26 protein-coding genes are annotated in these 25,988 nt (G+C 66.5%); 12 read left to right on the top strand and 14 right to left on the bottom strand.

Annotated features, from left to right (window positions below):
• Positions 1-2 precede the first annotated feature (2 nt).
• The gene (locus tag D3D01_RS05795; protein WP_121511546.1) at positions 3-302 is read right to left on the bottom strand and encodes a hypothetical protein; all 300 of its coding nucleotides are present in this window, start codon (positions 300-302) and stop codon (positions 3-5) included.
• Between the two features lie 111 nt (positions 303-413).
• On the opposite strand from D3D01_RS05795, the gene D3D01_RS05790 reads away from it, so the two are divergent.
• Entirely contained in the window at positions 414-830 is a 417-nt protein-coding gene (locus tag D3D01_RS05790) for a disulfide bond formation protein B (RefSeq protein ID WP_121511545.1), read from the top strand.
• Between the two features lie 63 nt (positions 831-893).
• Positions 894-1,925 (top strand): aldo/keto reductase, encoded by a 1,032-nt coding sequence (locus D3D01_RS05785; protein WP_101350805.1) that lies wholly within the window; start codon positions 894-896, stop codon positions 1,923-1,925.
• 189 nt (positions 1,926-2,114) lie between these two features.
• Here the strand turns inward: D3D01_RS05785 and nth are convergent, their stop codons facing one another.
• The 4 genes from nth to D3D01_RS05765 all read right to left on the bottom strand — a co-directional run bounded on the left by nth (position 2,115) and on the right by D3D01_RS05765 (position 7,252).
• The gene (gene nth / locus D3D01_RS05780; RefSeq protein WP_121511544.1) at positions 2,115-2,927 is read right to left on the bottom strand and encodes an endonuclease III; all 813 of its coding nucleotides are present in this window, start codon (positions 2,925-2,927) and stop codon (positions 2,115-2,117) included.
• Positions 2,928-3,368: 441 nt separating this feature from the next.
• Positions 3,369-5,831 carry a DUF5059 domain-containing protein gene (locus tag D3D01_RS05775; protein ID WP_121511543.1) on the bottom strand — a complete coding sequence of 821 codons (2,463 nt, stop codon included), beginning with the start codon at positions 5,829-5,831 and terminating at the stop codon, positions 3,369-3,371.
• A gap of 78 nt (positions 5,832-5,909) precedes the next feature.
• Positions 5,910-6,686, bottom strand: coding sequence for an S-adenosyl-l-methionine hydroxide adenosyltransferase family protein (locus tag D3D01_RS05770; RefSeq protein ID WP_121511542.1), 777 nt, complete (start codon positions 6,684-6,686; stop codon positions 5,910-5,912).
• Entirely contained in the window at positions 6,686-7,252 is a 567-nt protein-coding gene (locus D3D01_RS05765; protein WP_121511541.1) for a nicotinamide-nucleotide adenylyltransferase, read from the bottom strand. The genes D3D01_RS05770 and D3D01_RS05765 overlap by 1 nt, the downstream gene beginning before the upstream one ends.
• Positions 7,253-7,422: 170 nt before the next feature.
• Here D3D01_RS05765 and lonB point away from each other — a divergent pair, with 170 nt between their 5' ends.
• Positions 7,423-9,552, top strand: coding sequence for an ATP-dependent protease LonB (gene lonB / locus D3D01_RS05760; RefSeq protein WP_101350810.1), 2,130 nt, complete (start codon positions 7,423-7,425; stop codon positions 9,550-9,552).
• Positions 9,553-10,374, top strand: a complete 822-nt coding sequence (locus D3D01_RS05755) for a CPBP family intramembrane glutamic endopeptidase (RefSeq protein WP_121511540.1) — start codon at positions 9,553-9,555, stop codon at positions 10,372-10,374.
• Here D3D01_RS05755 and D3D01_RS05750 read toward each other — a convergent pair.
• The 3 genes from D3D01_RS05750 to D3D01_RS05740 form a co-directional block, all read right to left on the bottom strand.
• Entirely contained in the window at positions 10,371-10,874 is a 504-nt protein-coding gene (locus tag D3D01_RS05750; protein ID WP_101350812.1) for an MGMT family protein, read from the bottom strand. The two genes, D3D01_RS05755 and D3D01_RS05750, sit on opposite strands and share 4 nt — an antisense overlap.
• Before the next feature lie 16 nt (positions 10,875-10,890).
• Positions 10,891-11,892, bottom strand: coding sequence for a glycerophosphodiester phosphodiesterase (locus tag D3D01_RS05745; RefSeq protein ID WP_121511539.1), 1,002 nt, complete (start codon positions 11,890-11,892; stop codon positions 10,891-10,893).
• A 111-nt stretch (positions 11,893-12,003) separates the two neighbouring features.
• A complete protein-coding gene (locus D3D01_RS05740; protein WP_121511538.1) occupies positions 12,004-13,017 on the bottom strand; it encodes a deoxyhypusine synthase in 1,014 nt (337 codons plus the stop codon).
• Between the two features lie 133 nt (positions 13,018-13,150).
• Here D3D01_RS05740 and D3D01_RS05735 point away from each other — a divergent pair, with 133 nt between their 5' ends.
• Together D3D01_RS05735 and D3D01_RS05730 are read left to right on the top strand one after the other, a co-directional pair.
• Positions 13,151-13,843: an AzlC family ABC transporter permease gene (locus D3D01_RS05735; RefSeq protein WP_121511537.1), complete on the top strand. Its 693-nt coding sequence runs from the start codon at positions 13,151-13,153 to the stop codon at positions 13,841-13,843.
• Entirely contained in the window at positions 13,833-14,162 is a 330-nt protein-coding gene (locus D3D01_RS05730; RefSeq protein WP_101350816.1) for an AzlD domain-containing protein, read from the top strand. The genes D3D01_RS05735 and D3D01_RS05730 overlap by 11 nt, the downstream gene beginning before the upstream one ends.
• Here the strand turns inward: D3D01_RS05730 and D3D01_RS05725 are convergent, their stop codons facing one another.
• From D3D01_RS05725 to D3D01_RS05710, 4 genes are all read right to left on the bottom strand, one after another.
• Positions 14,163-14,726 (bottom strand): transcription elongation protein SprT, encoded by a 564-nt coding sequence (locus D3D01_RS05725; RefSeq protein ID WP_121511536.1) that lies wholly within the window; start codon positions 14,724-14,726, stop codon positions 14,163-14,165.
• 4 nt (positions 14,727-14,730) lie between these two features.
• The gene (locus D3D01_RS05720; protein ID WP_101350818.1) at positions 14,731-15,498 is read right to left on the bottom strand and encodes a Nif3-like dinuclear metal center hexameric protein; all 768 of its coding nucleotides are present in this window, start codon (positions 15,496-15,498) and stop codon (positions 14,731-14,733) included.
• Between the two features lie 51 nt (positions 15,499-15,549).
• A complete protein-coding gene (locus tag D3D01_RS05715) occupies positions 15,550-16,281 on the bottom strand; it encodes a hypothetical protein (RefSeq protein WP_121511535.1) in 732 nt (243 codons plus the stop codon).
• A gap of 118 nt (positions 16,282-16,399) precedes the next feature.
• A complete protein-coding gene (locus D3D01_RS05710; RefSeq protein WP_121511534.1) occupies positions 16,400-17,386 on the bottom strand; it encodes an alpha/beta fold hydrolase in 987 nt (328 codons plus the stop codon).
• A gap of 104 nt (positions 17,387-17,490) precedes the next feature.
• On the opposite strand from D3D01_RS05710, the gene D3D01_RS05705 reads away from it, so the two are divergent.
• The gene (locus D3D01_RS05705) at positions 17,491-18,516 is read left to right on the top strand and encodes an amidohydrolase family protein (protein ID WP_121511533.1); all 1,026 of its coding nucleotides are present in this window, start codon (positions 17,491-17,493) and stop codon (positions 18,514-18,516) included.
• 35 nt (positions 18,517-18,551) lie between these two features.
• Here the strand turns inward: D3D01_RS05705 and speB are convergent, their stop codons facing one another.
• Positions 18,552-19,355, bottom strand: a complete 804-nt coding sequence (gene speB / locus D3D01_RS05700) for an agmatinase (RefSeq protein WP_121511532.1) — start codon at positions 19,353-19,355, stop codon at positions 18,552-18,554.
• Positions 19,356-19,357: 2 nt separating this feature from the next.
• Positions 19,358-19,738 carry a translation initiation factor IF-5A gene (locus D3D01_RS05695; RefSeq protein ID WP_004515075.1) on the bottom strand — a complete coding sequence of 127 codons (381 nt, stop codon included), beginning with the start codon at positions 19,736-19,738 and terminating at the stop codon, positions 19,358-19,360.
• Between the two features lie 195 nt (positions 19,739-19,933).
• Here D3D01_RS05695 and D3D01_RS05690 point away from each other — a divergent pair, with 195 nt between their 5' ends.
• The 5 genes from D3D01_RS05690 (at position 19,934) to D3D01_RS05670 (ending at position 25,947) form a co-directional block, all read left to right on the top strand.
• A complete protein-coding gene (locus D3D01_RS05690) occupies positions 19,934-20,572 on the top strand; it encodes an HAD family hydrolase (RefSeq protein ID WP_101350823.1) in 639 nt (212 codons plus the stop codon).
• Positions 20,566-21,489, top strand: coding sequence for a CobD/CbiB family cobalamin biosynthesis protein (locus D3D01_RS05685; protein WP_101350824.1), 924 nt, complete (start codon positions 20,566-20,568; stop codon positions 21,487-21,489). Before D3D01_RS05690 ends, D3D01_RS05685 begins: the two co-directional genes overlap by 7 nt.
• Positions 21,480-22,271, top strand: coding sequence for an adenosylcobinamide-GDP ribazoletransferase (gene cobS / locus D3D01_RS05680; RefSeq protein WP_101350825.1), 792 nt, complete (start codon positions 21,480-21,482; stop codon positions 22,269-22,271). Before D3D01_RS05685 ends, cobS begins: the two co-directional genes overlap by 10 nt.
• A complete protein-coding gene (locus tag D3D01_RS05675; RefSeq protein WP_101350826.1) occupies positions 22,271-22,810 on the top strand; it encodes an NTP transferase domain-containing protein in 540 nt (179 codons plus the stop codon). The genes cobS and D3D01_RS05675 overlap by 1 nt, the downstream gene beginning before the upstream one ends.
• A gap of 74 nt (positions 22,811-22,884) precedes the next feature.
• Positions 22,885-25,947 (top strand): PAS domain-containing protein, encoded by a 3,063-nt coding sequence (locus D3D01_RS05670; RefSeq protein WP_121511531.1) that lies wholly within the window; start codon positions 22,885-22,887, stop codon positions 25,945-25,947.
• The last annotated feature ends 41 nt before the right edge of the window (positions 25,948-25,988 follow it).

Here is a 25,988-nt window from a genome sequence, read left to right as displayed (position 1 = left end):
ACCTACCCCTGTTCGACGGCGGCCATGTGCTCCCGAGCCTCCTCGGGGGTCATCCCGCGGACCCCGCACGCACAGGAGAGCAGTTCGGGGTCGGTCAGGTCGTCGACCTCCTCGGCGCTGGCCCGTTCGAGCGCGTCCTCGGCGGCGTCGTAGTCGAAGGTCACCCGATACGTGACCTGTGCCACGCCCTCGATGCGGTGGGTCTCGTCGGGGTCCGGGTTCGCGATGGCCTCGGCGTGTTCTTCCTGCATCGCCGATTTCCACTGTTCGAGGTTCGCCTCGGGGTCCGAATCGTCGGGCATACGCTGGCTGTCGGCGGCAGGAGTGAAAAAGCGAGCGCTGGCGCTCCGACCAAGCGGGAGCCGAGAAAGGCTCTCGGAACGCTTTTTTCGGCGGCCGCCGCCGGCTTTGCTGTGGCCGACCCGCGCTCCGCCTTCGACCGACCTCGGCTCCTGCTGGCCGCGGCGACAGCCGTCGCTGCCGTCGCGACGGCCGGCAGCCTCTATCTCTCGCTGGGACTGGGACTGACGCCCTGCCGGCTCTGCTGGTACCAGCGGATCCTGATGTACCCGCTGGTGGTCGTCCTCGGCGTCGCCGCCGTCGAGAACCGCCCCGGCGTCGTCCGGACGGCGCTGCCGCTCGCGGTGCCGGGGGCCGCCGTCGCGGCCTTCCACTCCTGGCTGCAGGTGAGCCAGACGACCTGCGGCCTCGGGGCGGTTAGCTGCGCCCAGATACAGTACCGGGTACTCGGCCTGACCGTGCCGAACCTCGCGCTGACGGCGTTTCTGCTGGTGACCGGCCTGGTCGTCGCGGCGTCCGTGCGGTCGTAGGGGTACCGGACGGCCCTCGCCGGGACCGCGCCCCTTTTTCGGGTCGCCCGACGTGGCCCCGATATGGAGTACACCAGACTCGGTTCGACCGGGACGACGGTTTCACAGCTGTGTTTCGGCACCTGGCGCTTCGGGCGGGAGACCGGCGGCGTGGTCGAGACCGACCGCGAGCAGGCCCACGACCTGCTGGACGCGGCCTGGGAGCGGGGCATCAACTTCATTGACACCGCCAACGTCTACGGCAACCCCAACGGGACCAGCGAGGAGTACATCGGGGAGTGGCTGGAGGACTACGACCGGGAGGACTTCGTCATCGCGTCGAAGGTGTACTTCCCCTTCGACGGCCGCGGCGAGCCCGGCCCCAACGACTCCGGCCTCGGTCGCAAGCACATCCGCGCCCAGATACAGGGCACGCTTGACCGCCTCGACACGGACTATCTGGACCTCTATTACATCCACCGCTGGGACGAGCACAGCGACATCGAGGAGACGCTGTCGACCCTCGACGACCTCGTTCGCTCGGGCAAGGTCCACCACCTCGGCGCGTCGACGATGGCCGCCTGGCAGCTGACCAAGGCCCTCTGGAAGAGCGACGTGGAGGACTACGAGCGCTTCGAGGTGACACAGCCGCTCTTTCACGCCGGCTACCGCGATGACGTGAAAGACTACCTCGACGTGTGCGCCGACCAGGACATCGCGGTCTGCCCGTACTCGCCGCTCGCGGGCGGCTTCCTCACCGGCAAGTACGAGCGCACTGACGACGACGACCCGACGGCCTTCGAGGGGCCGGAGGGCGCTCGCGGCTCGCTGTCCGACCGCTTCGAGGACTTCTACCTCTCGGAGCGTGGCTGGCACGTCCTCGACGAACTCCGCGCGGTCGCGGACGAACTCGACGCCACGCCCGCCCAGGTCGCGCTCCGCTGGCTCATCGAACAGCCGGACATCACCTGCGTCCCCATCGTCGGCGCTCGCACCGCCGACCAGCTCGACGAGAACGTCGGCGCGACCGACATCTCGCTGTCCGACGAGCAGTTCAACCGCATCGTGAGCGCCCGCTACGCCGAGGACGGCGAGCGCTGGGGCCACCGCGAATGACTGCTAGGGAGTGTATTCTTAGTCCGGTTCTCTTAGATCGTCCCTTCTAACGGCCAGAAAGCCCCCGCGCTATCGGGCTTCCGCGACTCGCTGCGCGCTTCACTCGCTACGCTCGTTCCAGTGCTTGCTTCGTCGGGGTTCGCCGATAGCGCGGCCCCTTTCAGTCCCACCCGTATCCGGGTGGCTAAATCACTCCGCTTCGGCAGGGTCAACGACCTCACCAGAGGCAGGATACACGCCGACCTGGTCGCAGTGGCCCGCCAGCGGGCAGGCGTCGGGGTCGTCCAGACAGGCCGGCTTGCGGGCGCTACAGTACTCCCGGCCGAACTGAATCATCGCGGTGTGGCCAAAGCCGCACTTCTCGGCGGGCACGTCCCGCTCCAGGTACTCGCGGACGGTCTCGTGGTCGGCGTCGGCCGGGGCCAGCCCCATCCGGCGGGCGATGCGGTGGACGTGCGTGTCGACGGGGAACACGCCGCCGCGGCCGCCGGCGAACAGCAGAACGCAGTCGGCGGTCTTCGGGCCGACGCCGTTCATGTCCAGCAGCGCCGACCGCACCGTCTCGGGGTCGCCCTCCCTGACGAACTCGTCGAAGCCGTCCTCGCCGCCGTACTCCTCGCAGATACGCTGGGCGAGGGCGACGATGCGCTCGGACTTCTGGTTGTAGAGTCCGGCCGAGGAGATGGTCTCGACGAGTTCGGGCTGGTCGGCGTCGGCCAGCGCGCGGGCGAGGTCCCCGTCGCCCGACTCGTCCCTGTACCGCGCCATCAGCTCGTCGTGAGCGGGCTGACTTGCCTTGTCGGAGGTGTTCTGGCTGAGTATCGTTCGGACGAGACATTCGAAGGCGTCTTGGCCACCGTATGTCTTCTGCCAGTACAGGTCGCCGAGGCGGTCCACGACGGCTTCGGTCCGCGTGCCCGCCGTCTCCGGGTCGAACGTGGCCGACTGACCGCCGCCAGCGGCACCACCGCTGATGTTCTCCGCCGGTTCCTCGTCGCTCATAGTCGATGTCAGGGCTGGCGAACCAAAAACGCCTGTCCCGAAATTCCGGGACCAGTTCAGATTCGTCGGACACCGGTCGCTAGGAAGAATCGGTGTTCCAGCGTGGTCCACAGTAAAGGACCTGAAATGGGGCGTCCTTGGGGCGAGACGCCCACGGGACAGACACGAAAAGCTCGTGGCGCGCGGCGACGGGCTATGCCCACGGTGGTCGTCGCCGCGAAAGATGGTCGAGACTGACAGGTCAGTCTGCGGGCACGGCCTGGGCTCTCACCTCCCGTCGGGCGGCGTTTGCGCGGACGACAGGGACGGCAGTACCCGACTCGCTACGGCGACAGATATCCCGCCTCGATGTGGCCTGTTCGTCCGGCATACAATTATTTAGGCTACCCTAAAACACAAAAAGCCATCGGTTTCTAGGCGGACCAAAAAAAGAGGTGTCAGTTATTCCTCGACGACGACGGTGCCAACCATCCCCGCGGCCTCGTGTGGCACACAGAAGTAGCCGTGCTCGCCGGCCGTTTCGAACGTGTGAACGTAGCTCTGGCCGGACTGAACAGCCCCCTTACCGTTCTCCCAGCCCTCGCGTGCGGCCGACTCGCTTTCGAACCCGCCGGAGGCCCAGTAGGTCGCATCCTCCGGGAGTTCCTCTTCGTATGCGACGACGTTGTGTGCCTCGCCACCGGCGTGTTTCCAGGCGACCTTGTCGCCGACGCTGACGGTGAGTTCCTCTGGATTGAACGCCACGGCCTGCATGTCAACGACGTGGTCGGCATCCTCTGGAACGCCTTCAACGACGTTCGGGCCGCCGGACAGTGACGATTCGGTTTCCTCGGACTCGCCGCTGTGGCCGCCGGACCCGCTCGGGGCGCTGTCGACAGCGCCGACGACGGCGAAGGCCGCGGTCCGGGCGGCGTCTGCGAACGCGGTCGCGCCGTCGGTCGACCCGCTCTCCAGGCCGGCGACATAGTCGTTCAGCGCGGCCTCGTAGCCTTCGTACGCCGCCGCGTCCGCGTTCTCGAGTTTGTCGTGTACCGCGGCGTTCTCGAAGGTCGCGAACACGTCACTGACGATGCTCGCGGCCGCGGCACCGGTCTCGCCGCTGCTCGACCCGACGACGGCCGTCACCGATTCGATGGCTGCGCCGTAGAACGTCTTCGCAGCCGCGTACACGTCGCCGCCATCGTTCGCAGCGGAGATGACGCCCCCGAGCGCTTCGTCCTCAAAGCGGTGATACAGGTCCTCGTTCGCATCTTCGAGTGCCTCGTGGTAGCCGGCGGCCCCGGATTCGAAGAACGCAAGCGCCTCCTGAGCAGTCGACGCCGCGCGGTCGGCGTTCCCGAGCGTGCTTGTCGCCGCCGCGTCGAATGTCAGGCCGGCCATGTATGTCGCGCCGGACCCGCTGGCAACGGCGGCGCTGTGAGCCGACTCGAACTCCAGCAGCGCCGCGAGGACACCGTCGTGGTGGGTGCCGACCGCGTCGTCCTCGCCGTTCTCGTAGGCCGACTGGAGCCCCGCCAGGTGCTCCTCCTCGAAGCGGTGATAGAGGTCCTCGCTGGTCTCCTCCAGCGTCTCGTGGAAGTCCAGCTGGTTCTTCTCGAACCGGCCGAAGAGGTCCGAAACGAGCGTCGCCGCCCGGCTCGCCTTGCCCTGGCGGTACAGTTCGCGTGCGTCGGCGAAGCGGGCTCTGAAGAAGCCCGACTGGAGGACCGGCGCGTTGCCCCCGGCCAGCGCCTCGATGCCGGCGACGAGGTTGGTGTCGACGGTCTCGACAGCCGACGCGACGCCCTCGGTGTTCTCATTCTCGATGGCCGACGAGAGGTCCGACAGACCGGACTCGAACGCTTCGTAGGCCTCGCCGTCCGCCTCTTCGAGGGCGTCGTGGGCGGCCGCACTTTCGAAGTGAGCGAACACGTCCTCGACCATCGTCGCCGCGGTGTCCAGCTCCCCGGCACGGGCCAGCCACCCAGCGTCGTGGACACGAGCCCGGTACGTGTTCAGCGTCGTCGCGTGGGCGTAGTCAGCCCCGGCACCACCGCCTGCGGCGAGCGCGGCCGCGTCCCAGCCGCGGGCCTGCATCGTTGCGAGGTGGCCCGCGCCGGCGACTGACTCCTCCTGAACCAGCGCATACGCGCCCGAAACGGTCGCATCGAGCGCGGCGCGGGCCTGTTCGGTGACACCGCTCGCGTCTTCACTACCCGCAGCGGAACTGATGCCAGCCAGTGCGCTCTCGAAGGCTTCGTACGACTCCGCGTCCGCCTCCTCAATCTGACTGTAGACTAGTGCGTCCTCGAACGCGGTCATCGTCTCCTCCGCGATAGTGGCGGCCCCCTCGAAAGCGCCCAGGGTCCCGGCCATGGCGGCATTGCTCGCCCGGCTGCCCAGCAAGAGCAGGTCCAGCACTCTGGTAGCCCGCTGTCCGGCAGCGGCCTGCTGGGCCGTCTGGAGGTGGCCTGACGCCTCGTTGGCGGCCGACGCGGCTCCGGACACGTCGCCCTCAGACAGCGACGACTGGACCGCGCCGAGTGCCTCTTCGAACCCCTCGTATGCTGCCTTGGACGTAGATTCAAGCTGTTCGTGGGCACCGTACTCACCGGACGCACCCTCGAAGCGGGCGAAGATGTTCTGTGCGACGGTCGCCCCGGCACCGGGCGCACCGGCCCGGCCCAGCGCGACAGCATCGTACAGCCGCGCCCGATAGACATTCCACTCAGTCGCGACAGCGGTCATCGGCCCGACCGAAACGCCGCTTTCGCCGCTACTGTCTGTGCCTGCGGTCGCTTCCTGTGCTGTCGTTTCGGTGTTCGCCGCCGTGTTCGATTCTGACGACCCCTGGCTGGGACACCCGGCAAGCAGTCCCGTCGCAGCGATCCCCACTGTCTTCAGCAAGTCACGTCTCTGTGGCATACAGATGATTAGGGTGACCTAAAAGACTTAACACCACCGATATTTTGGCGTCCCTAAACCACGAGCAGTAATGCGCTCTTACAGCGAGAGGTCCACACTATCCCCGGTACTGACACCGAACGCTTCGTCGCCGCGACCGCGGTTGACGGCAAGTTCGACGTTCCCGTGGCTGCCGACGGTGACGAGTCGCTGCCCACGGTCGACGGCGGCGTAGGCTCGGCGGACAGGAGCCTCACCGCCGTCGACTGCGGCCGTCCCGCCGAACCGCTTTGCGAGGAGCTCGCCGGGAATGTTCGTCACGGCGTTCCCGAAGTCATCGACGACGAGCACCTCGCCGGTCGCCCCGTCGCTCTCGACAGCGGCCTCCGGAAACCGGAGGTCGACGTAGTCGTCAGTCGGGGCAGTTTCTGGCCGCGCTTCGAGGTTGTCGACGCCGGTGTCGTGGACGGACGCCGCGGCAGGCGCGAACACGTCCCGCCCGTGGAATGTCGTACTCGCCGGGTCGTCGTAGTCCCAGGTGAACACCTCCAAGTCGTCCGTCCCGTCGGTCTTGTCGTCGGCCAGTTCACGGGCGACCGGCAGGAGAACGCCGTTATCCGGACCGACAAGCGCGTGCTCGCCTGTGCGAGCGACGAGTGCGTCCCGGTCGGTCCCGACACCCGGGTCAACGACGACACAATGGACTGCCGGCGGGAAGTACGGGAGCGTCTGCGTGAGCCAGAAAGCCGCCGCCCTGACATCCTGCCGTGGAAAATCGTGGGCAATGTCCTCGATACGGGCGTCGGTGGCCCGGCAAATGACTCCTCTCATCGCTGCGGGGTACGGCGAGCCGAAGTCGGAACTCAGCGTAATCATCAGTCGTCGAAGTCCTCGATGGACTTCTCGACCGACTCGTCGGCGGCGGCGTACCGTTCGAGCGAGTCGGTGTCGGAGACGTGCTGGAGGCGCTTGATGCCGTGAATCTCCTCGATGACCTCGACGACCGACGGCGGGACGCGGTCGCGCCATGACTCGTCGTCTATCATGCGCTGGCGGATTTCGCTGCCCTCCAGCCGGTCGCGGTCGAACATAGGTGACTGGCGGACCTCGATACCGGCCTCCTCGAACAGGCGGACGACAAGCGGGTTGTTCGAGTAGGCCACGTCGAAGTCCGGACACATGCTCTCGACGTGGCTCACCCAGACGGCGTTGCGGTTGATATCCTCAAGTGGGACAACGTAGGTCGTCAGGTCGTACTCCGCGACGGCCTTTGTGATCATCATGATCCGCTCACCGGCCGTAAAGGGGTCGTGTGTGGTGTGTGAATCGTCGGCGCTTCCGATACCCAAAACGAGTTCGTCGACCTCCTCCGAGATCCGCTCAACCATCGAGTGATGGCCGTTGTGGTAGGGCTGGAAGCGACCGATGTAGAACCCACGCATATTCCTCAGTGGGTGTGGTGGTTTGATAAACCCGACGACGCGGTACTGCCGGAATACAGCCCCGCCCAATTCGGGCGCTGTACTGCGTTTTCAGGGGTGTTGCGACAACCGACACGGGGAGAAAGTATATCAGTCGACAGGCCTTCCGTGAGTATGTTAGCAACGTTTGTATGAGCGACAACACCGACACCGACGCGACTCCCGACCCTGATCGGGAGGCATCCGACGCTGGGGAGGAAGAGGCGTCGACTAACGGGGCCAAACAGGACCCCGACGAACCTGCATCTGACCCCTCAGCCGACGAGCCATCCGACCCGTCCGAGGACCGATGGGGCGGCGAGGGAGAAACGTCCGAAACGACACTCGGAAGCGATGTCCAAGTTGACGGCGAGTCCGATCTGGAGGGAGACGAGGAGAACCTCCTCGGCGGTCTCGACATCGAGTCGACCGCCGACATCGAAGTCCCGGACCGACTCGTCGACCAGGTCATCGGGCAGGACCACGCCCGTGACGTGATCAAGAAGGCGGCCAAACAGCGCCGCCACGTGATGATGATCGGCTCCCCCGGGACGGGGAAGTCGATGCTGGCAAAGGCGATGTCCCAACTGCTTCCGCGGGAGGAACTGCAGGACGTTCTTGTCTACCACAATCCCGACGACGGCAACGAGCCGAAAGTTCGCACCGTCCCCGGCGGCAAAGGGGAACAGATTGTTGAGGCCCACAAGGAGGAGGCCCGCAAGCGCAATCAGATGCGGACCTTCCTCATGTGGATCATCATCGCTATCGTCATCGGCTACGCCCTGATCCTCGTCCAGCAAGTCCTGCTGGGGATTCTCGCGGCCGGTGTCATCTATCTCGCGTTCCGCTACGGTTCGCGTGGCAGCGACGCGATGATTCCGAACCTGCTGGTCAACAACGCCAACCAGAAGACCGCGCCCTTCGAGGACGCGACCGGTGCCCACGCTGGCGCACTGCTTGGCGACGTGCGTCACGACCCGTTCCAGTCCGGTGGGATGGAGACGCCGAGCCACGACCGCGTCGAACCCGGCGCGATCCACCAGGCCAACAAAGGCGTGCTGTTCGTCGACGAGATCAACACGCTCGACATCCGCAGCCAGCAGAAGCTGATGACGGCCATTCAGGAAGGCGAGTTCTCCATCACGGGCCAGTCCGAGCGCTCCTCTGGCGCGATGGTCCAGACCGAACCCGTTCCCTGTGACTTCATCATGATCGCCGCGGGGAACCTCGACGCGATGGAGAACATGCACCCCGCGCTTCGCTCTCGTATCAAGGGATACGGGTACGAAGTGTACATGGACGACACCATCGAGGACGACCCCGAAATGCGACGGAAGTACGCACGCTTCGTCGCCCAGGAGGTCGAAAACGACGGGCGGCTCCCGCACTTCACCGAGGAGGCCGTTCAGGAGGTCATTCTGGAGGCTCGGCGTCGTGCCGGCCGTAAAGGCCACCTCAGTCTGAAGTTCCGTGATCTGGGCGGACTGGTCCGCGTCGCCGGCGACATCGCCCGTGCCGAGGACCGCGAACGCACCGAGCGTGCCGATGTCCTGCAGGCCAAACGACGCTCCCGGTCCATCGAGCAACAGCTCGCGGACAACTACATCGAGCGCCGCAAGGACTACGAACTCACCGTCAACCAGGGCGACGTTGTCGGGCGCGTCAACGGACTCGCCGTCATGGGCGAGGACAGCGGTATCGTCCTCCCCGTGATGGCCGAGGTCAGCCCGTCACAGGGCCCCGGCCAGGTCATCGCCACCGGACAGCTCAAGGAGATGGCCGAAGAGGCCGTCCAGAACGTCTCCGCGATTATCAAGAAGTTCTCCGACGAGGACATCTCCGAAAAGGACGTTCACATCCAGTTCGTGCAGGCCGGTGAAGGCGGCGTCGACGGCGACTCCGCCTCTATCACCGTCGCAACCGCGGTTATCTCCGCGATAGAGGACGTTCCGATCAAGCAGAACCTCGCCATGACCGGCTCGCTGTCGGTCCGGGGCGACGTGCTCCCGGTCGGCGGTGTCACGCACAAGATCGAGGCGGCCGCGAAGTCTGGCCTCGATACGGTCATCATCCCCGAGGCGAACACGCAGGACGTGATGATCGAAGACGAGTACGAGGACATGATCGAAATCATCCCCGTCTCGCACATCTCCGAGGTGCTGGAGGTCGCACTGGCCGGCGAAGCGGAGAAGGACTCACTGGTCGACCGCCTCAAGTCCATCACGGGCAAGGCGCTCGATCACGAGGTCGGCCGGCAGAGCGGCAGTCCAAGTCCCCAATAAATGCCCGAGTGGGCCGCGTTCGTCGGCCTGACGGGGTTTCTTTTAACCGCACTGCTCGGTCTCGCACGGCTCTCACAGGGAGCCGTACGGCCCGACGGCGGCGTCTCGTCCACAGTCGACAGCGTTTCGATGCCCGACGGAGATCCGACCATCCCACGCTTCGAAACCCAGCGGGCCGCGGCCCAGCGGCGGCAGATGCGCGACACGCTCGCGCCGAGTGACCTCTCGACCGGGGCGTTGCTCGCCAACGTCGCATTCACGCAGGGGCTGTTCGGTGTCCTGCTAGTCGCCGGGGCGTTCTACTTCGAAATCCCGGCCAGTGCGTTCGGTATTACTGCGGACGCGCTCTCGACTGGACTGCCGGCGCTAGCTGTCGGTATCGGCGCGGGAGTCGGGTTCTGGCTGGGCAACGAACTCGCCGCCGCGCTCGCCGACGGCTTCGGGGTCGCCTTCGACGAGTCGCTGCGAGAACTGCTCGCCCCGGACTCGGCCGGCGGCTGGATTGTACTGCTGGGCGGTGTCCTGCCGGTCATCGCTATCGTCGAGGAACTGCTGTTCCGGGCGGCGGCTATCGGCGTCCCCGTAGCCGGCCTCAACGCACCGGCGTGGGCGATGGCTATCGTCGCCTCCGTCGCCTTCGCGCTGGGCCACGGCGCACAGGGTCGTGTGGGAATCGTCGTCACCGGCACGCTGGGGCTGGGACTCGCCGGCCTGTTTATCGCGACAAACAGCTTCCTCGCAGTCGTCCTCGCCCACTATCTCGTCAATGCCCTCGAACTGATTGTCCACGAGGGGCTTGGCGTCGACCGGCTCTGGGTCTAGAGCCCCTCGATAGCGCGGAGCTTCTGCTCGACGGGCGGCGGCGCGGCACTCGGCCCGTCGCGAACCCGATGGTCCGGAATCAGCAGTGGCACGGGGTTCGCGGCCAGTGCCTCCCGTACCTGTGTGAGGTCGGCCTCGTCGTCAGCGTCCAGATCCGGTGTCATGCGAGCGACCTGTGCGACGGAGGCGTCCTCGCCGTAAGGAATCTCTCGAACGGCTTCGAGCACTGTGCGCTGGTCCGTCGGGACCGTGAGGCCGACGGTGACATCTGCGAAGTCGTCTTCGGTCCCCTGAAGATACTCGTCGATACGGTCGAGCAGGGCGTGGTCCTTGCCAGCGTCGGCCTCCGGCTGCGACGGAAACGACAGCGAGATGATCCGGTCACCGGCTTCTCCGAGCTGGACGTACCGGTCGAGATACGACGACTCGCGGGCGTAGATTCCTGCGTCCCCGGTCGGTGCTTCCATACTAGCGATGTCGGCCGGTCGCCTCTTCAACATTCGGCATCGGCGTTCGTCAGTCCTGAACCGAGAGCACGCTGGGGTAGTCAGAGATGAGCCCGTCCACGCCGGCCCGCACCAGCTCCCGGGCCTGATACCACGTACTAACTGTCCAGACGTTCAGGTCCCGGTCTTCGTCGGCAGCGATGTCGACGAGGTCGATGTCGCCTAAGTCGGATTCGATGTAGCTGTCGTCGTTGAAGGAAGGCGTGCCCTGAACCATGTTCCGGGGGACGTTCATCGCGTCGCAGTCGTAGCGGCGGGTGACCTCAAGCCCCTCCTCGATGCTATCCCAGAACAGGAAGGCGACGGGGACCGAGTCATCGTAGTCGCGGACAGTCGCAACTGCGGCCTCGTAAAACGACGAGACGAGGATATCGTTGTCGTACTCGCTGGCGAGGTCAAGCGCGCGCTCGGTGTAGGGTCGCCACAGCTCTTTCTGTGTCGACAGCGTCTGGTCCGGCAACGACTCGGCAAAGCGGAGGTCACTGCTGCCGGGGTTCTTGAACTCCAGATTGACGGCAACACTCGGCGGAATCGAGTCCATGACGGTTTCGAGCGTCGGAACCGTCTCCCCAGTGCCGAGAACGGTCGCGCTGGTCACGGTATCGGTGTCGGTCCTGAAGACGAGTCCCTCAGTGTCTGTCAGACCGCGTTCGCCGCCGTCGCGTTCGGCAAGCCCGTTGTCGTGGAAGGTGACCAGCGTGCCGTCGGCCGTTGGCACGACATCAACCTCAATCATGTCGGCGCGCCGGTGGGCCGTCTGCGTTCCCGGCCCGCCGAACGAGGCCGCCTCGACCGCCAGTTTCGTGTTCTCCGGGTAAACACCGGCAAACCCGCGGTGGGCGATGAGAGTCGGCTCGTCAGTCATCGCTTCGTGCTCGCTGTCGTCCGCGTCACTGGTGGCTGTTTCAGTACCATCCGATTCCTGAGACGTTGCGCTCCCCACGAGCCCCGCGCTTGCCAGTGTCGCTGCTGTCCCGCCAACAAACGTCCGCCGACCGATGTACTGTGACATGGTACGTACGGTTGGCGACCGGTTGTGAAAGACCGTTTATATGAGATATATATGTTTCTCAGTAGACGTATCCAGCGGCAATCAGGGCTGTAGCCGCCTCTGTCATAGCGATCACGCGTCCGTACTGTGGCGCTCACGGGCCGCGGCCACGACCAGTGGAAGTGTAATCGTCGCGTCAGCATACACCGAGACATTCCGGGCGTCCTTTTCAAGTTTCCCCCACGAGCGGGCCTCATCGAGTGTGGCACCGGAGAGACCGCCGGTGTTCGAGGGGTCCATCGTCAGCTGGACGGCGTAGTCGTAAGCGTCGGGCGAGACGAGCATCGTCTGGAGGACGTAGTTCTTCGGGACACCGCCGCCGACGACCATCGCTCCCGCGCTATCGGCTTCGTATGCGATATCCGTAATCTGTGTCATGTCCGCGAGTGCGTCGACCGTAAACTCGCTGGTCTGGGAGTACATCCACGCTTGCAGGCCCAGCACTGAGTCCTGAAACGCCGGGCAGTACACCGGCACGTCGTTCTCGTAGGCCGCCGCCAGCACGCCAGCGTCCTCGGGCACGTCCTCGCGCTCGTTGACCTCGCTGTTGGCCCGGCCGAGCTCCTCGGTCATGCGCTGGATCGAGACCGCACCTTCGTCTTCCAGCGTCGAGAACACCTCGTCTCGGAGGTGGTTCTCGAACAGGGCGAAATGCTCCTGTGGGAGGTAGACGTTGTAGATGCGGTCGACACCTTCGTCCCGGAGCGTCTCGTCGTGTTCGCGCTCAGTTCGGCCCTCAGGCGTGACCTCGCCGTGATGGTGCTTGCCGCCGATGGCCTCGATGGTGTCGTGGGTGCAGTTCGCGCCCGTCGTGACCAGCACGTCGATGTGCCCGTCGCGGATGAGTTCGCTGACGATGGCCCGCATTCCGGTGGGGACCATCGCGCCGGCCAGTCCGAAAAAGGTCGTCACGTCATCGTTGAGCATCTTGCTGTAGATGTCGACGGCCTCGTGGATGTCGCTCGCGCCGATGCCGGCTTCGCCGTAGCTGTCAGCCAGTTCGCCGACGGTCATTCCGGCCCGGGCCTCTGCGTGCCCGATGGGGTCGTGATGGAACGTCTCTCGCTCGTCGGTGTGGTCGCTCATTGCTGTGCAGTCGAGTGCGGGTGGGTTTCAACGTCGTGGTTCGTCACGGTGAGTGCGGATTATGTGTTGATTTATCGTCACATGCCGCAGCTGAAACGGAGGGCTTAGACACCCCTGCGTTGGATAGCACGCTATGGATACTGCTGCGTTCAGGCGCGGTGTTCGGGATGTTGCGCCGCTTCTACTGGGTATTATTCCGTTTGGTCTCGTTGCCGGCATCGCGACGGTCAACACCGGACTCGGACTGCCAGCCGCAGTCGGGCTGTCAGTGGTCGTCTTTGCCGGCGCATCACAGCTCGCGGCGCTTGAACTGCTGGGACAGAACGCGCCGCTGACGGTTGTTGTCGCGACGGCCGTCGTTATCAACCTCCGATTGCTGATGTACTCGGCATCCATCGCGCCGTACTTTCGCGATTTCACCAGCCGGTGGAAAGCGGTGCTCGCCTACGTGCTGACCGACCAAGCGTACGCGCTGTCGGTTGCCAGCTACCGGTCCGACAGGGAGACGGACCGGAAGTGGTACTACCTCGGCGTCGCCGTGACGCTCTGGGCCGTATGGCAAGTCACGACCATTGCGGGGGCGCTGCTCGGCACTGGCGTCCCCGACGCCTGGGGCCTCGAATTCGCGATCCCGCTTGTCTTCCTTGCGATACTGGTTCCGGCAATCGAAGACGCGGCGACCGGCATCGCCGCTGTCGTCGGTGGCGTCGTCGCCGTCGTAGGCGCTGGGCTCCCACTCAACCTCGGACTGCTCGTCGCGTCCGGCGTTGGTATCACTGCTGGCGTACTCACAGAATCCGTCACGGGAGGAACCGATGGCGACTAACTACGGCCCGGTTGAGATCGCTGGCGTAATCGCCGTCATCGGCGTACTGACGTACGCCTGTCGGCTCTCCTTTATCGCGCTGTTCGGTCGGCTCGACGAGATTCCGCCAGCTGTCGAGCGAGTGTTACGGTTCGTCCCCGCTGCCGTTCTCGCGGCACTTGTCCTCCCGTCGTTCGTGACCCTCGATGCCAGCAGTTTCGCCGCGGACAAGTTCGTCGCCGGCGCGCTCGCGGCCGGTGTCGCCTGGCAGACCGAGGACGTGTTCGCGACAATGGTGACCGGAATGGGCGTTCTCTGGGCCATCAGGTTCCTGCTGTAATCAGCCCAATTTCAGCGAGGCCCCACAGCAGTCAGAGCGGTACTGCTGGCGTTGCTCGACAAGCTTGCAGTCTTGATAGCGGCGGGCGACGAGGCCGCCACACGCCCCGCAGGAGAGGACGTACTTCGGGTCGGTGAAGACTGGACAGTGGACATCAGCAGCAAGCCGGTCAGCGCGCTCTCGAAAGGCTCGGCTGTGGTCAGTCGTCCCGTCGCGCTGGTACTGCTCGACGTGGATGAGTTCGTGGCGCAGCGTCATCTCCCAGGTGTCCCTGTCAAAGGTCGAGAACGCGTCCCGGGTCAGCGACACCGTACACCGGAGCGGGCGGCCGTCGCTCCCGTCGATACTGCTCCAGTCGTATCGCTCGCCAACGACGGCGTCGTCTAGCTTTGGCCGCTTGACCGCAGCGGCTCGGCGCTTGGCCCGGTGTGACACCTCCCAGTCAACGAGGTCGAACCGAACGGAAACACCATACTCACTGCGGACTCGCTGACAGTACCCCCGTGACCAGGCGATAAGGTCCGAATCGGATTTGATACCTTCGTACGAAACAGTCTCGGCCATCGCCTCAGAGGCCAGTCGGGCAGTCGATATAGGTTGTCTCAAGCCCCCAGTCCTCGGCGACAGTCTGGAGCGACTGGACGCCGAACGTCTCCGTCGCGTAATGGCCGGCGAGAATGACGTGGATTCCCTGCTCGCGCGCCTCGTGGAAGGCCTTCTGTTTCCCCTCGCCAGTGATGAGCACGTCAGCGTCCGTCTCGACTGCCTCCTGCAGCCAGTCGACGCCGCTGCCGGTGACGATGGCGACATCCTCGACAGTCGACGGCCCGAAGTCCAGTACCTGCACTGATTGCCCGCCGGTATCGACATTTCCTTCGAGGGTTTCGGCGAGTTCGGAGATCGTCTGTGGTTCTTGCAGGGAGCCACGCTGGCCGATGTGCTCGCCGCCCATCGACCCGAACGGCGCGCGGTTGTCGAGGTCCAGCAGGTCCGCGACGCCGGCGGCGTTGCCGAGCGACTGATGGCCGTCCAGCGGGAGATGTGCGACGTACAGCGCGAGGTCGTTGTCGACCAGCGGTGCGACCCGGCGGTAGTTGGTGTCCGTCACGCGCTCCATCCCGCCCCAGACGATGCCGTGGTGGGTCACGAGCAGGTCAGCACCCGCGTCGGCGGCGCGGTCGATGGTCTCGACGGCCGCATCGACTGCGAAGGCGACGTGCTCGACCGGCTGGCTCGCCGGCCCGACCTGCAGGCCGTTCGGACTGGCGTCGATGTCGGCGTAAGCCTCGGTGTCGAGTCGGTCGTCGAGACGCGTCGCGATGTTGCCTGCGTTCATACCGCCGGCTTCGAGATGGCCGGTGGTATGCTTTTCTCTACCGGTGTCTGGCTATCCGTCCGATTCGACCAACCGGCCCTTGTCCTGCCCGATGAGGTCCCGGTCAACCGCGGCATCGATGATGGCGTCGAACTGCTCACCGTCGATGTCGTAGGCGTTGACCGCGACTTCTCGGATTTCCCCTCTGTCGACCGGCATCTCACGGTTCTGGAGCAAGCGCATCACTTTGTTGTACTCCAGTTTCGTCAGCGAGGGGCTGTCGTCGCTGTCCGCATCGCGATCAGTGTCTCTGGTTTCAGTGGTAGCCGGTGCGTCATCGGTCTCAGCCGACTCCGCCGTTTGCGTGTCCGTGGTGTTCGGCGCGACCGTGTCCGTCGCATCCGACTTCGTCGCCGTGTCCGCCGTCTCAGCCGACTGCGCCGACTGTTCCTGTGCCGGACTCGCGCTGTCGGCACCCAGCAGCGAGCCGTCATCGGTCGGCTCGACCACGCCGTCAGTGGGCTTCGGTTCGTCGGTCGTCGGTGTTCCAGACTCGTCCAGCAGTCCCGGCTGCTCGTCGGTCCCAGCATCGCCAGCCGGTTCCGCTGTCTCGCGGGCATCTGCCTTCGCTGCCTCGACGGCCGGTTCGACGATAGTTGCGAGCTTCTCCCGGCAAGTCGAACAGAGAACGACAGTGCCCTGCTCCTCAGTGCCCGGGTCCAGCGATTTCGGGATAATCGGATATTCGGAGAGCGAAACGTCGAGGGCACCGCCACAGAAGTAACACGACGATAGCTGGTCCATGCTCGCAAAAGAGATGGCCTGTTTACTAAAAGACTCCTTGGTGTATCGGCACCCGGGTAACTAGAGACCGATATAACAATCGAAACAAGACTGGGGCTGGGCGGTTGTTTACATTGTATTATCCTGCACACTCTTGTCCATCGAAGAACGCGCGAACCAGTTCTGCGACTTCGGAACCGGGCTCCAGCCACGGCGTATGGCCGTGTCCCGGAAGTTCGTGGAACGCGGCGTTTGCCATCTTTTCGGCGACGGGACGGCCGACAGTTGGTGACCAGAAAGCATCCTCCGTTCCCCAGACGAACTGCGTCGGACGGTCTATTCGCCTGATTTCGTTCCGGATGTCAAAGAGGGGGTGTGCGCGGCCGTACGACCCCTGTGCAGTCGCCAGCGACCGCTGGCTTTCCTGCCGCCCGGGTAGGTCTTGGCCGGCGGCAAGCAGTTCGTAGAACACGCCGGGTATCGCTACGGTGTCGACAACGTTGACTCGCTTCATCGACTGCCTCGCGTTTTCCACCGGGTCGCCGCGGGTAAGCAGCCACAGCAGGACTCTGTTGAGACCGCGAACCGTCAGCAGTCGAAACAGGAGCGGAAAGGCCCGCGAGACGCCGCCCGGTGCGCCGACCAACTGCAGGCGGTCCACGCGGTCGTGGTCGATAGCCAGCAGGAACGCCTGGAGGCCGCCGTGGGAGTTGCCGACTACGTGTGGTCGGTCGATAGCGAGCGCATCGAGCAGCTCCAGCAGGTACGCCACAAGAAACGACCGGAGGTTCCGGTTCCGGTAGCTCGGAGCGGCCGAAAGGCCGAGCCCGGGTCGGTCGGGAGCGTACACGCGGTACTCGTCAGTGAGCGAAGGGAACAGCGGCAGCCACGTCGCCGCCGGCGTTCCGACGCCGTGAAGGAGCAGCACGGAATCGCCGTCCGGGTCCCCGCCGACGAGATAGTGAACGCGACCCGCCGCCTCCGTCTCGGTTATTCTGGACTCGACGCCGAGGTCGTAGTGATCGGTGAGGCGGGCCTGGGCGTCCGCGTAGCGTCGCTCGGCCGGATGAGGCCAGTCGTCTGGCGACAGCGCACGGCCCTCGGGAACTGTGGTACCACCACTCATACTCGAACTGTCCGGCGCCGTCCGCATCAGTCTACCGCGGCCAGTGCTACATGGCAAGATTGCGCCTCCATGAGACACATATAGCTCCGCCACTTCGCTATCGCATGGAGCGAATCGAAGGCACCATCCTTGCCGGGCGGTCGTTCGAACCGGTCCACGGCAGCGTTGTCGTCGAAGAAGGCTACATAACAGCCGTCGAGGAGACGCCGGCCCGCGAAAGCGACCACGACCGCATTGTCCTGCCAGCATTCGTAAACGCCCACACCCACGTTGGCGACTCCGTTGCGAAGGAGGCAGCTGTCGGTCTTGGACTGGAGGAGGCAGTAGTACCGCCCGACAGCCTGAAACACCAGCAGATCGCAGCGGCCGACGACGAGACGCTGATTGCCGCGATGCACCGCACACTTCGATTTATGCAGCGAACCGGTACCGCAGCGTTTCTCGACTTCCGGGAGTTCGGCGTCGACGGGGCACGTGCGCTCCGCAAGGCCGCCGAGGGACTCGATATCGAGCCGTTCATCTTCGGGAGCGACGACTCCGCGGTGCTGGATTTGGCCGACGGATTCGGTGCCAGTGGCGCGAACGACGACGATTTCACCGCTCACCGGGCTGCTGCTTCGGAGCGGTCAGTCCCGTTCGCGATCCACGCCGGCGAACCGGACGCGACCGATATCCACCCGGCGCTAGACCTAGAGCCGGACCTGCTGGTCCACATGGTCCATGCCGAGACGGAGCACCTCGAACGTGTGGCCGACCAGAGCGCCCCCATCGCGGTCTGTCCCCGTGCGAACCGCGTCCTCGGAGTCGGCCGACCCCCGATTGAGACGCTGCTGGAGTACACAGACGTTGCGCTCGGGACGGATAATGTGATGCTGAATGCCCCATCCATGTTCCGTGAGATGGAGTACACCGCGAAGACGTTCGACCTCCCCTCGCAGACGGTGCTCCGGATGGCGACGACCGCCGGAGCCGAAGCAGTCGGCCTCGACTGCGGTGTCATCGAACCCGGCCGCCGGGCCGCGCTACTGGTCCTCGATAGCGACTCGGACAATCTCTCGGCCGTCGCCGACCCAGTTGACGCAGTTGTCCGGCGGGCGTCTCCGCTAGATATCGACCGAGTTATCTGCTGAATGGACAGCGGGCATGGAGCCGGGTATACTCCGGGTTAGCGCTGGTCTGCGTGAGCAAACACGAACGCCCGAAGGAGTTTCGCGGCCAGCGTCGCTGTCTGGCCGTCGTCGCGGTCGTTGACCTCAACCACGTCGAAGCCGACGGCCTGCGGTGCGACGGCCCGGACCACGCCGTGCATCTCGCGTGGTTCGAGGCCGAACGGCTCCGGCGTCCCGGTTCCGGGTGCGAACCCGGGGTCGGCGGCGTCGATGTCGACGGAGAGATACACCCGCTCGTCGTCGAATGCAGGCGACCAGTTGGCCACGTCTTCCGGCGGCACCACGGTCACATCGTCTTCGTTCGCGCGCTCCCATTCGGCTTCCGAGCCAGTGCGTGCGCCCAGCACAATTGCCTCGTCGGCCACCGAGAGCGCGTGGCGGGTCACCGTCGCGTGGGAGTGCTCGTCACCGGCGTAGGACTCGCGCAGGTCCAGATGCGCATCCAGACAGACGAACACGTCCGGATCGAGCGCACGCACACCGGCGACTGAGACGGTGTGTTCGCCGCCGATGACGAGCGGGACGTCCCCCTCGCTGTCGAAATCCGAGAGGGTTCCCTGGAGGAAGGTGAGGTACTCGGCGATGTCGGCCGTGGGACCGATGTCGCCGTGGTCGTAGACGGAACAGTCAGTGAAGTGCTGGTCGGTGTGGTGGTCGTAATCGTCGAACCCCTGGCAGAACTGGCGGACGCGGCGCGGGCCGAAGCGCGCCCCGGGGCGAAACGAGGTCGAGGCGTCGAGCGGCGCACCCACGAGCGCGTAGTCGGCCGCCTCGCGGTCGGCCCCCGCACCGGGTAGCATCGTTACGAGCGTGTGATCTTGCGCTGCTCTTCGTACTGGAGGTACTCGATTTCGTCGTCAGGCTGGAGGTCGATGTCTTCGGGGACGCGCATCGTGAACGTGTCGTAGGTGTCGAGGTCCATTACCTGCGCGTCGTTGCCGTCGGTCGAGACGACCTGGCCCTGCTTCCGGTTGACAATTGGGACCCAGACTTTCGCGTCGACGGGCTGAGACAGCGAGCGCTTCTTGCCGTCGAAGACGCCCTTGGCGTCGATTCGGGCCTTTGCGCTGCCGTGCTTGCCCGGCTTGGCCGTGCTGTAGGAGTTGATCTTACACGGCGTGTCCTCGATCATTACGTAGCTTCCTTCGTCGAGCTCTCGAACTTCGGTCTGCTCTCTTGCCATACCGCCGGATTACCCCTGTTTCGGTATAAACGGTTTGGAATGGCGCAAGCCAGACCGTCGCGGCTTCCGCGCTAGCTGGGTTCGCGTATCGCGTAGGTCAACGGCCGGCCAGAACCCCCCGACAGCAACACTACGTCCTGTGACCGTTTCCATCCGACCCCACCGTTCAAGTGAGCTTGCACTAACCACACAAGTGTGGCACTCTCGTTCGACCTGTTCGGGACACTCGTTACGGCAGACCGGCCGTCGGAGCCGTGGGACGCCGTCTCCGCGGCGCTCTCCGCCCGGTCGGTTCGGGTGCCGGACGACTGGGAGGCGGCCTACCGCTCGGCCCACCGCGAGTACGACCGCGGCCGGGAAGCGCCGCTTGACGAGCACGTTCGGCTGGCGCTTGCCAGCCGCGGAATCGAGGTCACCGAGGAGACGGCGACGGCGGCCGTCCTCGACGCGTTCGACAGCCCGGTGACGGTCCGCGACGGGGCCATCGAGGCGATGGCCGCCGCCGCCCAGCGCGGGCCGGTCGCCGTCTGCTCGAACTGCAGCGTCCCGGGGCTGGTCGAGCGAACGCTCGCGCGGGCAGACATCGAACCGCGGAGCGGGCACTCGTTCGATGCTGTCGTCACCAGCGTCGGCTGTGGGTGGCGGAAACCGCATCAGCGAATCTTCGAGGCGACGGCCGACGCGCTCGGCGTGACGCTCGCGGCCCTCGTCCACGTCGGCGACGACGCCCGGACGGACGGCGGCGCGGACCGTGCGGGCGCGGAGTCGGTGCTGCTGGACGAACATCCGCTGCCGGCGATAGCCGAGCAACTCCGGGAGGGAGAGCTGTGCTGAGCGCGCTGGCCGTGGCCGTCGCCGGCGGGCTGGAACTCGCAATCGGCGAGCCGCCGACCCGGGTCCACCCCGTCGCGTGGTTCGGACGGGTCGTCGGGACCGTCGACCGCGAGTGGAACCACCCGCTCGCGGTCGGGGGGCTGGCCGCGGCGCTGTTGCCGCTCGGAGCCGCCGCGGTCGTCGGCGCTGCCGTCGCGCTCGCCGCGAGCATCGGGCCGCTGGCAGCCGTCGCGCTCGCCGGCCTCGCGCTGTTTCTGACCACGAGCCTCTGCAATCTGCTTTCGACCGCGCGGGTGATCGTCGCCGACAGCGAGGCAGACCTCCCGACCGCCAGGGACGGCCTGCTCGCGCTCGCTGGCCGAGACGCTTCCGGCCTCTCCGCGGGCGAGGTCCGCAGCGCCGCCGTCGAGAGCGCGTCCGAGAACCTCGCCGACGGGCTCGTCGCGTCGCTTGCCGCGTTCGTCCTGGGCGGGTTCGTCGCCGCGGGCCTCAGCCTGCCGGCGCTCCCGGTCGCCGCCGGCGCGGCGGCGTGGGTCAAGGCCGTCAACACGATGGACTCGATGCTGGGTTACCGCTCGAAACGAGTCGGTACGCCCGCGGCGCGCCTCGACGACGCCGTGATGTGGCTGCCGGCGCGGCTGAGCGCTCTCTTGCTCGCCGTCGCCTGCGGGTCGCCCCGGTCGGTGGCCCGCGCCCGGGCCTGGCTGGACGGCGTCCCCTCGCCGAACTCCGGGTGGCCGATGGGGACGGCCGCCGCGGCGCTCGACGTTCGACTCGAAAAGCCGGGCGTGTACGTGCTGAACCCCGCGGGGAAGCTCCCCGACGCGGCGACGGCCCAGCGGAGCGTGACCCGGGTCGGCGTCGCCGGGGCGGCGGCGTACCTGCTTTCCGGGCTGGGGGTGTACGCGTGGTTCTGACCGCGGTCCGGGGGGCGCTGGGGTTCCTCTCGCGGCTCCCGGTCGGGCACAGCGAGCGGGCCTGGGAGGCCTTCGTTGGGACGCCGGCAGCGTTCCCGCTGGCCGGCTACGTCGTCGGCGGCCTCGTCGCCGTTCCCTTCCTCGCTGCGGGTCTGCTTCCGGCCCCGGTCGTCGCCGCGGCGTACCTCGGGAGCGTCGTCCTCGTCACCGGCGTCAACCACGCCGACGGGCTCGCGGACCTGGGGGACGCCGCCGTCGTCCACGGCGACCCCGCCGAGCGCCGCGACGTGATGCGGGACACGACTGTCGGCGTCGGGGCCGTCCTCGCGCTGGGGACGGTCCTCGTCGCGCTGGCGCTGGCCGCGCTGGCAGTCGCCGGGCTCCCGCCGCTGGTCGCCGTCGCGCTGGTCCTCGCCGCCGAAGTGGGGGCGAAGCTCTCGATGGCGACACTGGCCTGCGTCGGCCGCCCGAGCCACGAGGGGTTCGGGTCGACGGTCATCGACGGGAACGGCTCACGCCACCTCGTCGGCTCACTCGCCGTCGCGGTGCCGGCCGCCGTCGTCGCCGCTCCGGCGACCGCGGTCACGGTCCTCGCCGGCCCGCTGCTGGCGCTTGGCCTCTCGGGGTGGGCCGACCGCCGGCTGGGCGGCGTCGGCGGCGACGCCTTCGGCGCGACTAACGAACTCACGCGCGCCGTGGCGCTCCACGCTGGCGTCGCCGTGTGGTCGCTGTTCGGAACGCCGCTCGGCGGCTGGGAGGTGTTCGCGTGGACGCTCTCGTGATGTGTGGCGGGCGCGGGACGCGGCTGGCCACCGACGCCGAGAAGCCGCTCTTCCGCGTCGGCGGCGTCCCGATGGTCGACCGGGTCGTCGGCGCGCTCCGGGACAGCGCCGTCGACCGTATCGTCGCCGCGCCGTCGCCGAACGCGCCGAACACGCGGTCCCATCTGGACGTGCCCTGCATCGAGACGCCGGGCGAAGGGTACGTCGCGGACCTCGACGCGGCGCTGGCCGACGACCGGCTCTCGCGGCCGGTCTTGACCGTCGCCGCCGACCTGCCGCTGCTCAACGGCGAGGTCGTTGACCGCGTGCTCGACTCACACGAGGGGGGCTCGCTGACGGTCCTGGTCCCGGCCTCACTGAAACGCGGACTCGGCGTGAGCGACGACACGACGTTCGAAGACGGCGGCCGAGTAGTCGCGCCGACGGGCGTCAACGTCGTCGGCGACGGCCCCGACGACGCCTGGCTCACGCGGGACCGGCGCGTCGCGGTCAACGTCAACACGATCGCCGATGCCCGCGTCGCGGAACAGTGGCTGTGAATGGCGGCGAGATGGGCCACCCGCGGCGTCGTGTTGGCAAGCAAATATGACGGCGGGGAACATTGTGTGTGGTGATGGCCGACAACATCCGTGTACTCCACGTCGACGACGCACAGGGGTTCGCAGAGATGACGGCCGAGTATCTCGAACGGATCGCCGACGACCTGACGGTCGTGACGGCAACGAGCCCCGACGACGGTCTGGACCGTCTTGACGGGGGCATCGACTGCGTCGTCAGCGATTACGAGATGCCCGGACAGAACGGCCTAGAGCTTTTTGACGCCGTCCGGGACCGCTATCCCGACCTCCCGTTCATTCTCTTCACCGGGAAAGGGAACGAGGCCGTTGCCAGCGAGGCCATCACGGCGGGTGTCACGGACTACCTGCAGAAAGACGGGGGCACGGACCAGTACACGATTCTGGCGAACCGCGTCCGGAACGCCGTCGAGCGCCGACGCGCCCGCCGGGAGCGCGAGCGGAGCGAGCGGCGGTTCGAGGCGGTCTTCGAGGACCCGCAGACGCTGGTCGGCGTCCTCAACCCCGACGGGACGGTCCGCAAGGCCAACCAGACAGCCTTAGAAGCGGTCGGCGCACCGCTTGAAGAGGTCGTCGGACAGCCCTTCTGGGAGCTGTCGTGGTGGCCCGAGGGCCACGCGGCCGAAGTCGAGGAGTGGGTCGAGCGCGCCGCCGACGGCGAATACGTCGAGGTCGACATCGACCACACCACCGCCGGGTCGGCGCAGTTCAGCTACCACGGCTACATCCGACCGGTCAGAGACGACGACGGCGACATCGTCTCACTCATCGCGTCCGGCCACGACGTGACGGAGAAACGAGAGCGCGCCGAAACCCTCGAACGGACGCGCGACCTGCTCGCACAGACCGAACAACTCGCGTCCGTCGGCGGCTGGGAAATCGACGTCTCCGACGGTCCGCCCTACGAGGGGAACCCGACCGAGGGGTTCTACCGCCTCCACGGCCTCGACCCCGACGAACACGTCCCCGTCGAGCAGACGGGGGAGTTGCTCCACCCGGCGGACCGCGAGCGCGTCGAGGATGCCCTGTCGACGCTGTTGACGGAGGGCGAGCCGTTCGACCTCGAAGCCAGAATCGTCACGCCGGATGGCGAGACGCGGTGGGTTCGCTCCATCGGCGTCCCCGTCGAGGAGGACGGCGAGTTCGACAAGTGCCGCGGCGCAATAGTCGACATCACCGACCTGAAACGACAGGAAGCGGAGCTCGAACGGAAGGCGGACCTGCTCCGGCACGCCCAGCAGATCGCGGACGTGGGCGGGTGGGAACTCGACATCGCGGAGCCGCCCTACGAGGCGACGTGGACCGACCAGCTCTTCGAGATATTCGGGATACCGCCCCGGGACGCCGTGACGCCGGACGAGGTGCTCAGTTTCGTCCACCCGGACGACCACGACCGCGTCGCCGCCGAGACGGAACGGCTCATCGAGGAGGGCGAGGGCCTTACACAGGAGTACCGCATCGTGACCGGGGAGGGCGAGGAGCGCTGGCTCCGCGTCATTTCGGAACAGCCCGACGACCGAGCGGACATCATCCGTGGGGCGACGCTGGACATCACCGAGCAGAAGCAGACGACGCAGGCGCTCAGAGAGCGGGAGCGAACGCTCAGTCAGTACAAGGAGTTCACCGACGACATCTTCGACGCCGTCGACGACGTGTTCTTCCTGCTGGACGAGCACGGCCGGGTCCGGCGCTGGAACGAGTCGCTCGAACGGGTGACCGGCCACGACGGCGACGACCTGGCCTCGATGGACGGCGTCGCGTTCTTCAGGCCCGAGGACCGCGAGACCGTCAGGGAAGCGTGCCGGGCGGGCGACACCACGATAGAGCTGCCGCTGGTGGCCGACGACGGGGAGCCGGTCCCCTACGAGTTCGTCTTCGATCGGGTCGAAACGCCCGAAGGGGAGCGACGGACGGCCGCCATCGGCCGGGACATCTCCGCCCGCAAGGAGCGCGAGGAGGCTCTGGCGAGGACGAACCGACAGCTCCAGACGATTCTGGAGACCACGACCGCGCTCGTGTTCCTGAAAGACAGCGACGGTCGGTACCAGCGGATAAACGACCGGTTCCGCGAGGTGCTCGTCGACGGGCCGATGGACGTGGTCGGGAAGACCGACGCGGAGCTGTTTCCGGACGAAATCGCCCAGCAGATACGCGCCGACGACCGGCAGGTAATCGAGACCGGTGAGTCCATCGAGCGGGAGGAGGAGGTCCCGACGCCCCACGGGACACGGACCTTCCTCACGCTCAAGAACCCGATATACGACGCCGAGGGGAACGTCGCCGGCATCTGTGGCGTCGCCACCGACATCACCGAACGCGCCGAGTACAAGGCCCACGTCGAGCGCCAGAAGGAGCGCCTCGACGAGTTCGCCAGCATCGTCTCCCACGACCTCCGGAACCCACTCGACGTGGCGCGGGGGCGGCTACAGCTCGCGGAGGCGGACCCGTCGGCAGAGCACCTTGCGGCCATCGAGCGGTCGCTGGACCGCATGCAGGAGCTTATCGACGACCTCCTGGCGCTGGCCCGGCAGGGCGAGGCCGTTACCGACATCCAACCGGTCGCCGTCGAGAACGCGGTCGAGCAGGCCTGGCGGAGCGTCCGGACCGGGGCGGCGACGCTCGAAACCGACATCGAGGGGACGGTCATGGCGGACCCGACCCGCCTCCAGCAACTGTTCGAGAACCTCGTCCGGAACAGTGTGGAGCATGGCTCTGCGAGCAGTCGGACAGAGTCCGACACCAGCGTCGAGCGCGGGTCGACGGCCCCGCCGCCGGAGCCGGGGGACGGCGACGTGACGCCGGACTCGAACGGATCGATGGTCTCCGACACCTCCCAAACCGCCGCGGGTGGAATCACTGTAACGGTCGGGGCGCTCGACGACGGGACGGGGTTCTATGTCGAAGACGACGGGGAGGGAATCCCCGACGACGAGCGGGAGAAGGTGTTCCGGAGCGGCTACTCGACCTCCGAGAGCGGGACCGGGTTCGGCCTCGCTATCGTCCGGGAGATCGCCGAGGCCCACGACTGGGCGGTCGCCGTGGCCGAAAGCGCGAGCGGGGGCGCGCGGTTCGAGTTCCGCGGCGTCGACGGCCCGGACTGACCGGGGTGGCACCGCGAAACTTTCTCCACACCGCCTGCCGT

It is taken from the genome of Haloarcula sp. Atlit-7R (assembly GCF_003666065.1).
Classification (GTDB): domain Archaea; phylum Halobacteriota; class Halobacteria; order Halobacteriales; family Haloarculaceae; genus Haloarcula; species Haloarcula taiwanensis.
Note: the sequence above shows the minus strand (reverse complement) of the source record. Positions and strands in the feature narration are given on the sequence as shown.

What these genes read in the sequence shown, in the direction of transcription:
- D3D01_RS05795 (WP_121511546.1), bottom strand. Translation starts at nt 302, where the DNA reads ATGCCCGACGATTCGGACCCCGAGGCGAACCTCGAACAGTGGAAATCG.
- D3D01_RS05785 (WP_101350805.1), top strand. Translation starts at nt 894, where the DNA reads ATGGAGTACACCAGACTCGGTTCGACCGGGACGACGGTTTCACAGCTG.
- nth (WP_121511544.1), bottom strand. Translation starts at nt 2,927, where the DNA reads ATGAGCGACGAGGAACCGGCGGAGAACATCAGCGGTGGTGCCGCTGGC.
- D3D01_RS05775 (WP_121511543.1), bottom strand. Translation starts at nt 5,831, where the DNA reads ATGCCACAGAGACGTGACTTGCTGAAGACAGTGGGGATCGCTGCGACG.
- D3D01_RS05770 (WP_121511542.1), bottom strand. Translation starts at nt 6,686, where the DNA reads ATGATTACGCTGAGTTCCGACTTCGGCTCGCCGTACCCCGCAGCGATG.
- D3D01_RS05765 (WP_121511541.1), bottom strand. Translation starts at nt 7,252, where the DNA reads ATGCGTGGGTTCTACATCGGTCGCTTCCAGCCCTACCACAACGGCCAT.
- lonB (WP_101350810.1), top strand. Translation starts at nt 7,423, where the DNA reads ATGAGCGACAACACCGACACCGACGCGACTCCCGACCCTGATCGGGAG.
- D3D01_RS05755 (WP_121511540.1), top strand. Translation starts at nt 9,553, where the DNA reads ATGCCCGAGTGGGCCGCGTTCGTCGGCCTGACGGGGTTTCTTTTAACC.
- D3D01_RS05750 (WP_101350812.1), bottom strand. Translation starts at nt 10,874, where the DNA reads ATGTTGAAGAGGCGACCGGCCGACATCGCTAGTATGGAAGCACCGACC.
- D3D01_RS05745 (WP_121511539.1), bottom strand. Translation starts at nt 11,892, where the DNA reads ATGTCACAGTACATCGGTCGGCGGACGTTTGTTGGCGGGACAGCAGCG.
- D3D01_RS05740 (WP_121511538.1), bottom strand. Translation starts at nt 13,017, where the DNA reads ATGAGCGACCACACCGACGAGCGAGAGACGTTCCATCACGACCCCATC.
- D3D01_RS05735 (WP_121511537.1), top strand. Translation starts at nt 13,151, where the DNA reads ATGGATACTGCTGCGTTCAGGCGCGGTGTTCGGGATGTTGCGCCGCTT.
- D3D01_RS05730 (WP_101350816.1), top strand. Translation starts at nt 13,833, where the DNA reads ATGGCGACTAACTACGGCCCGGTTGAGATCGCTGGCGTAATCGCCGTC.
- D3D01_RS05725 (WP_121511536.1), bottom strand. Translation starts at nt 14,726, where the DNA reads ATGGCCGAGACTGTTTCGTACGAAGGTATCAAATCCGATTCGGACCTT.
- D3D01_RS05720 (WP_101350818.1), bottom strand. Translation starts at nt 15,498, where the DNA reads ATGAACGCAGGCAACATCGCGACGCGTCTCGACGACCGACTCGACACC.
- D3D01_RS05715 (WP_121511535.1), bottom strand. Translation starts at nt 16,281, where the DNA reads ATGGACCAGCTATCGTCGTGTTACTTCTGTGGCGGTGCCCTCGACGTT.
- D3D01_RS05710 (WP_121511534.1), bottom strand. Translation starts at nt 17,386, where the DNA reads ATGAGTGGTGGTACCACAGTTCCCGAGGGCCGTGCGCTGTCGCCAGAC.
- D3D01_RS05705 (WP_121511533.1), top strand. Translation starts at nt 17,491, where the DNA reads ATGGAGCGAATCGAAGGCACCATCCTTGCCGGGCGGTCGTTCGAACCG.
- speB (WP_121511532.1), bottom strand. Translation starts at nt 19,355, where the DNA reads ATGCTACCCGGTGCGGGGGCCGACCGCGAGGCGGCCGACTACGCGCTC.
- D3D01_RS05695 (WP_004515075.1), bottom strand. Translation starts at nt 19,738, where the DNA reads ATGGCAAGAGAGCAGACCGAAGTTCGAGAGCTCGACGAAGGAAGCTAC.
- D3D01_RS05675 (WP_101350826.1), top strand. Translation starts at nt 22,271, where the DNA reads ATGTGTGGCGGGCGCGGGACGCGGCTGGCCACCGACGCCGAGAAGCCG.
- D3D01_RS05670 (WP_121511531.1), top strand. Translation starts at nt 22,885, where the DNA reads ATGGCCGACAACATCCGTGTACTCCACGTCGACGACGCACAGGGGTTC.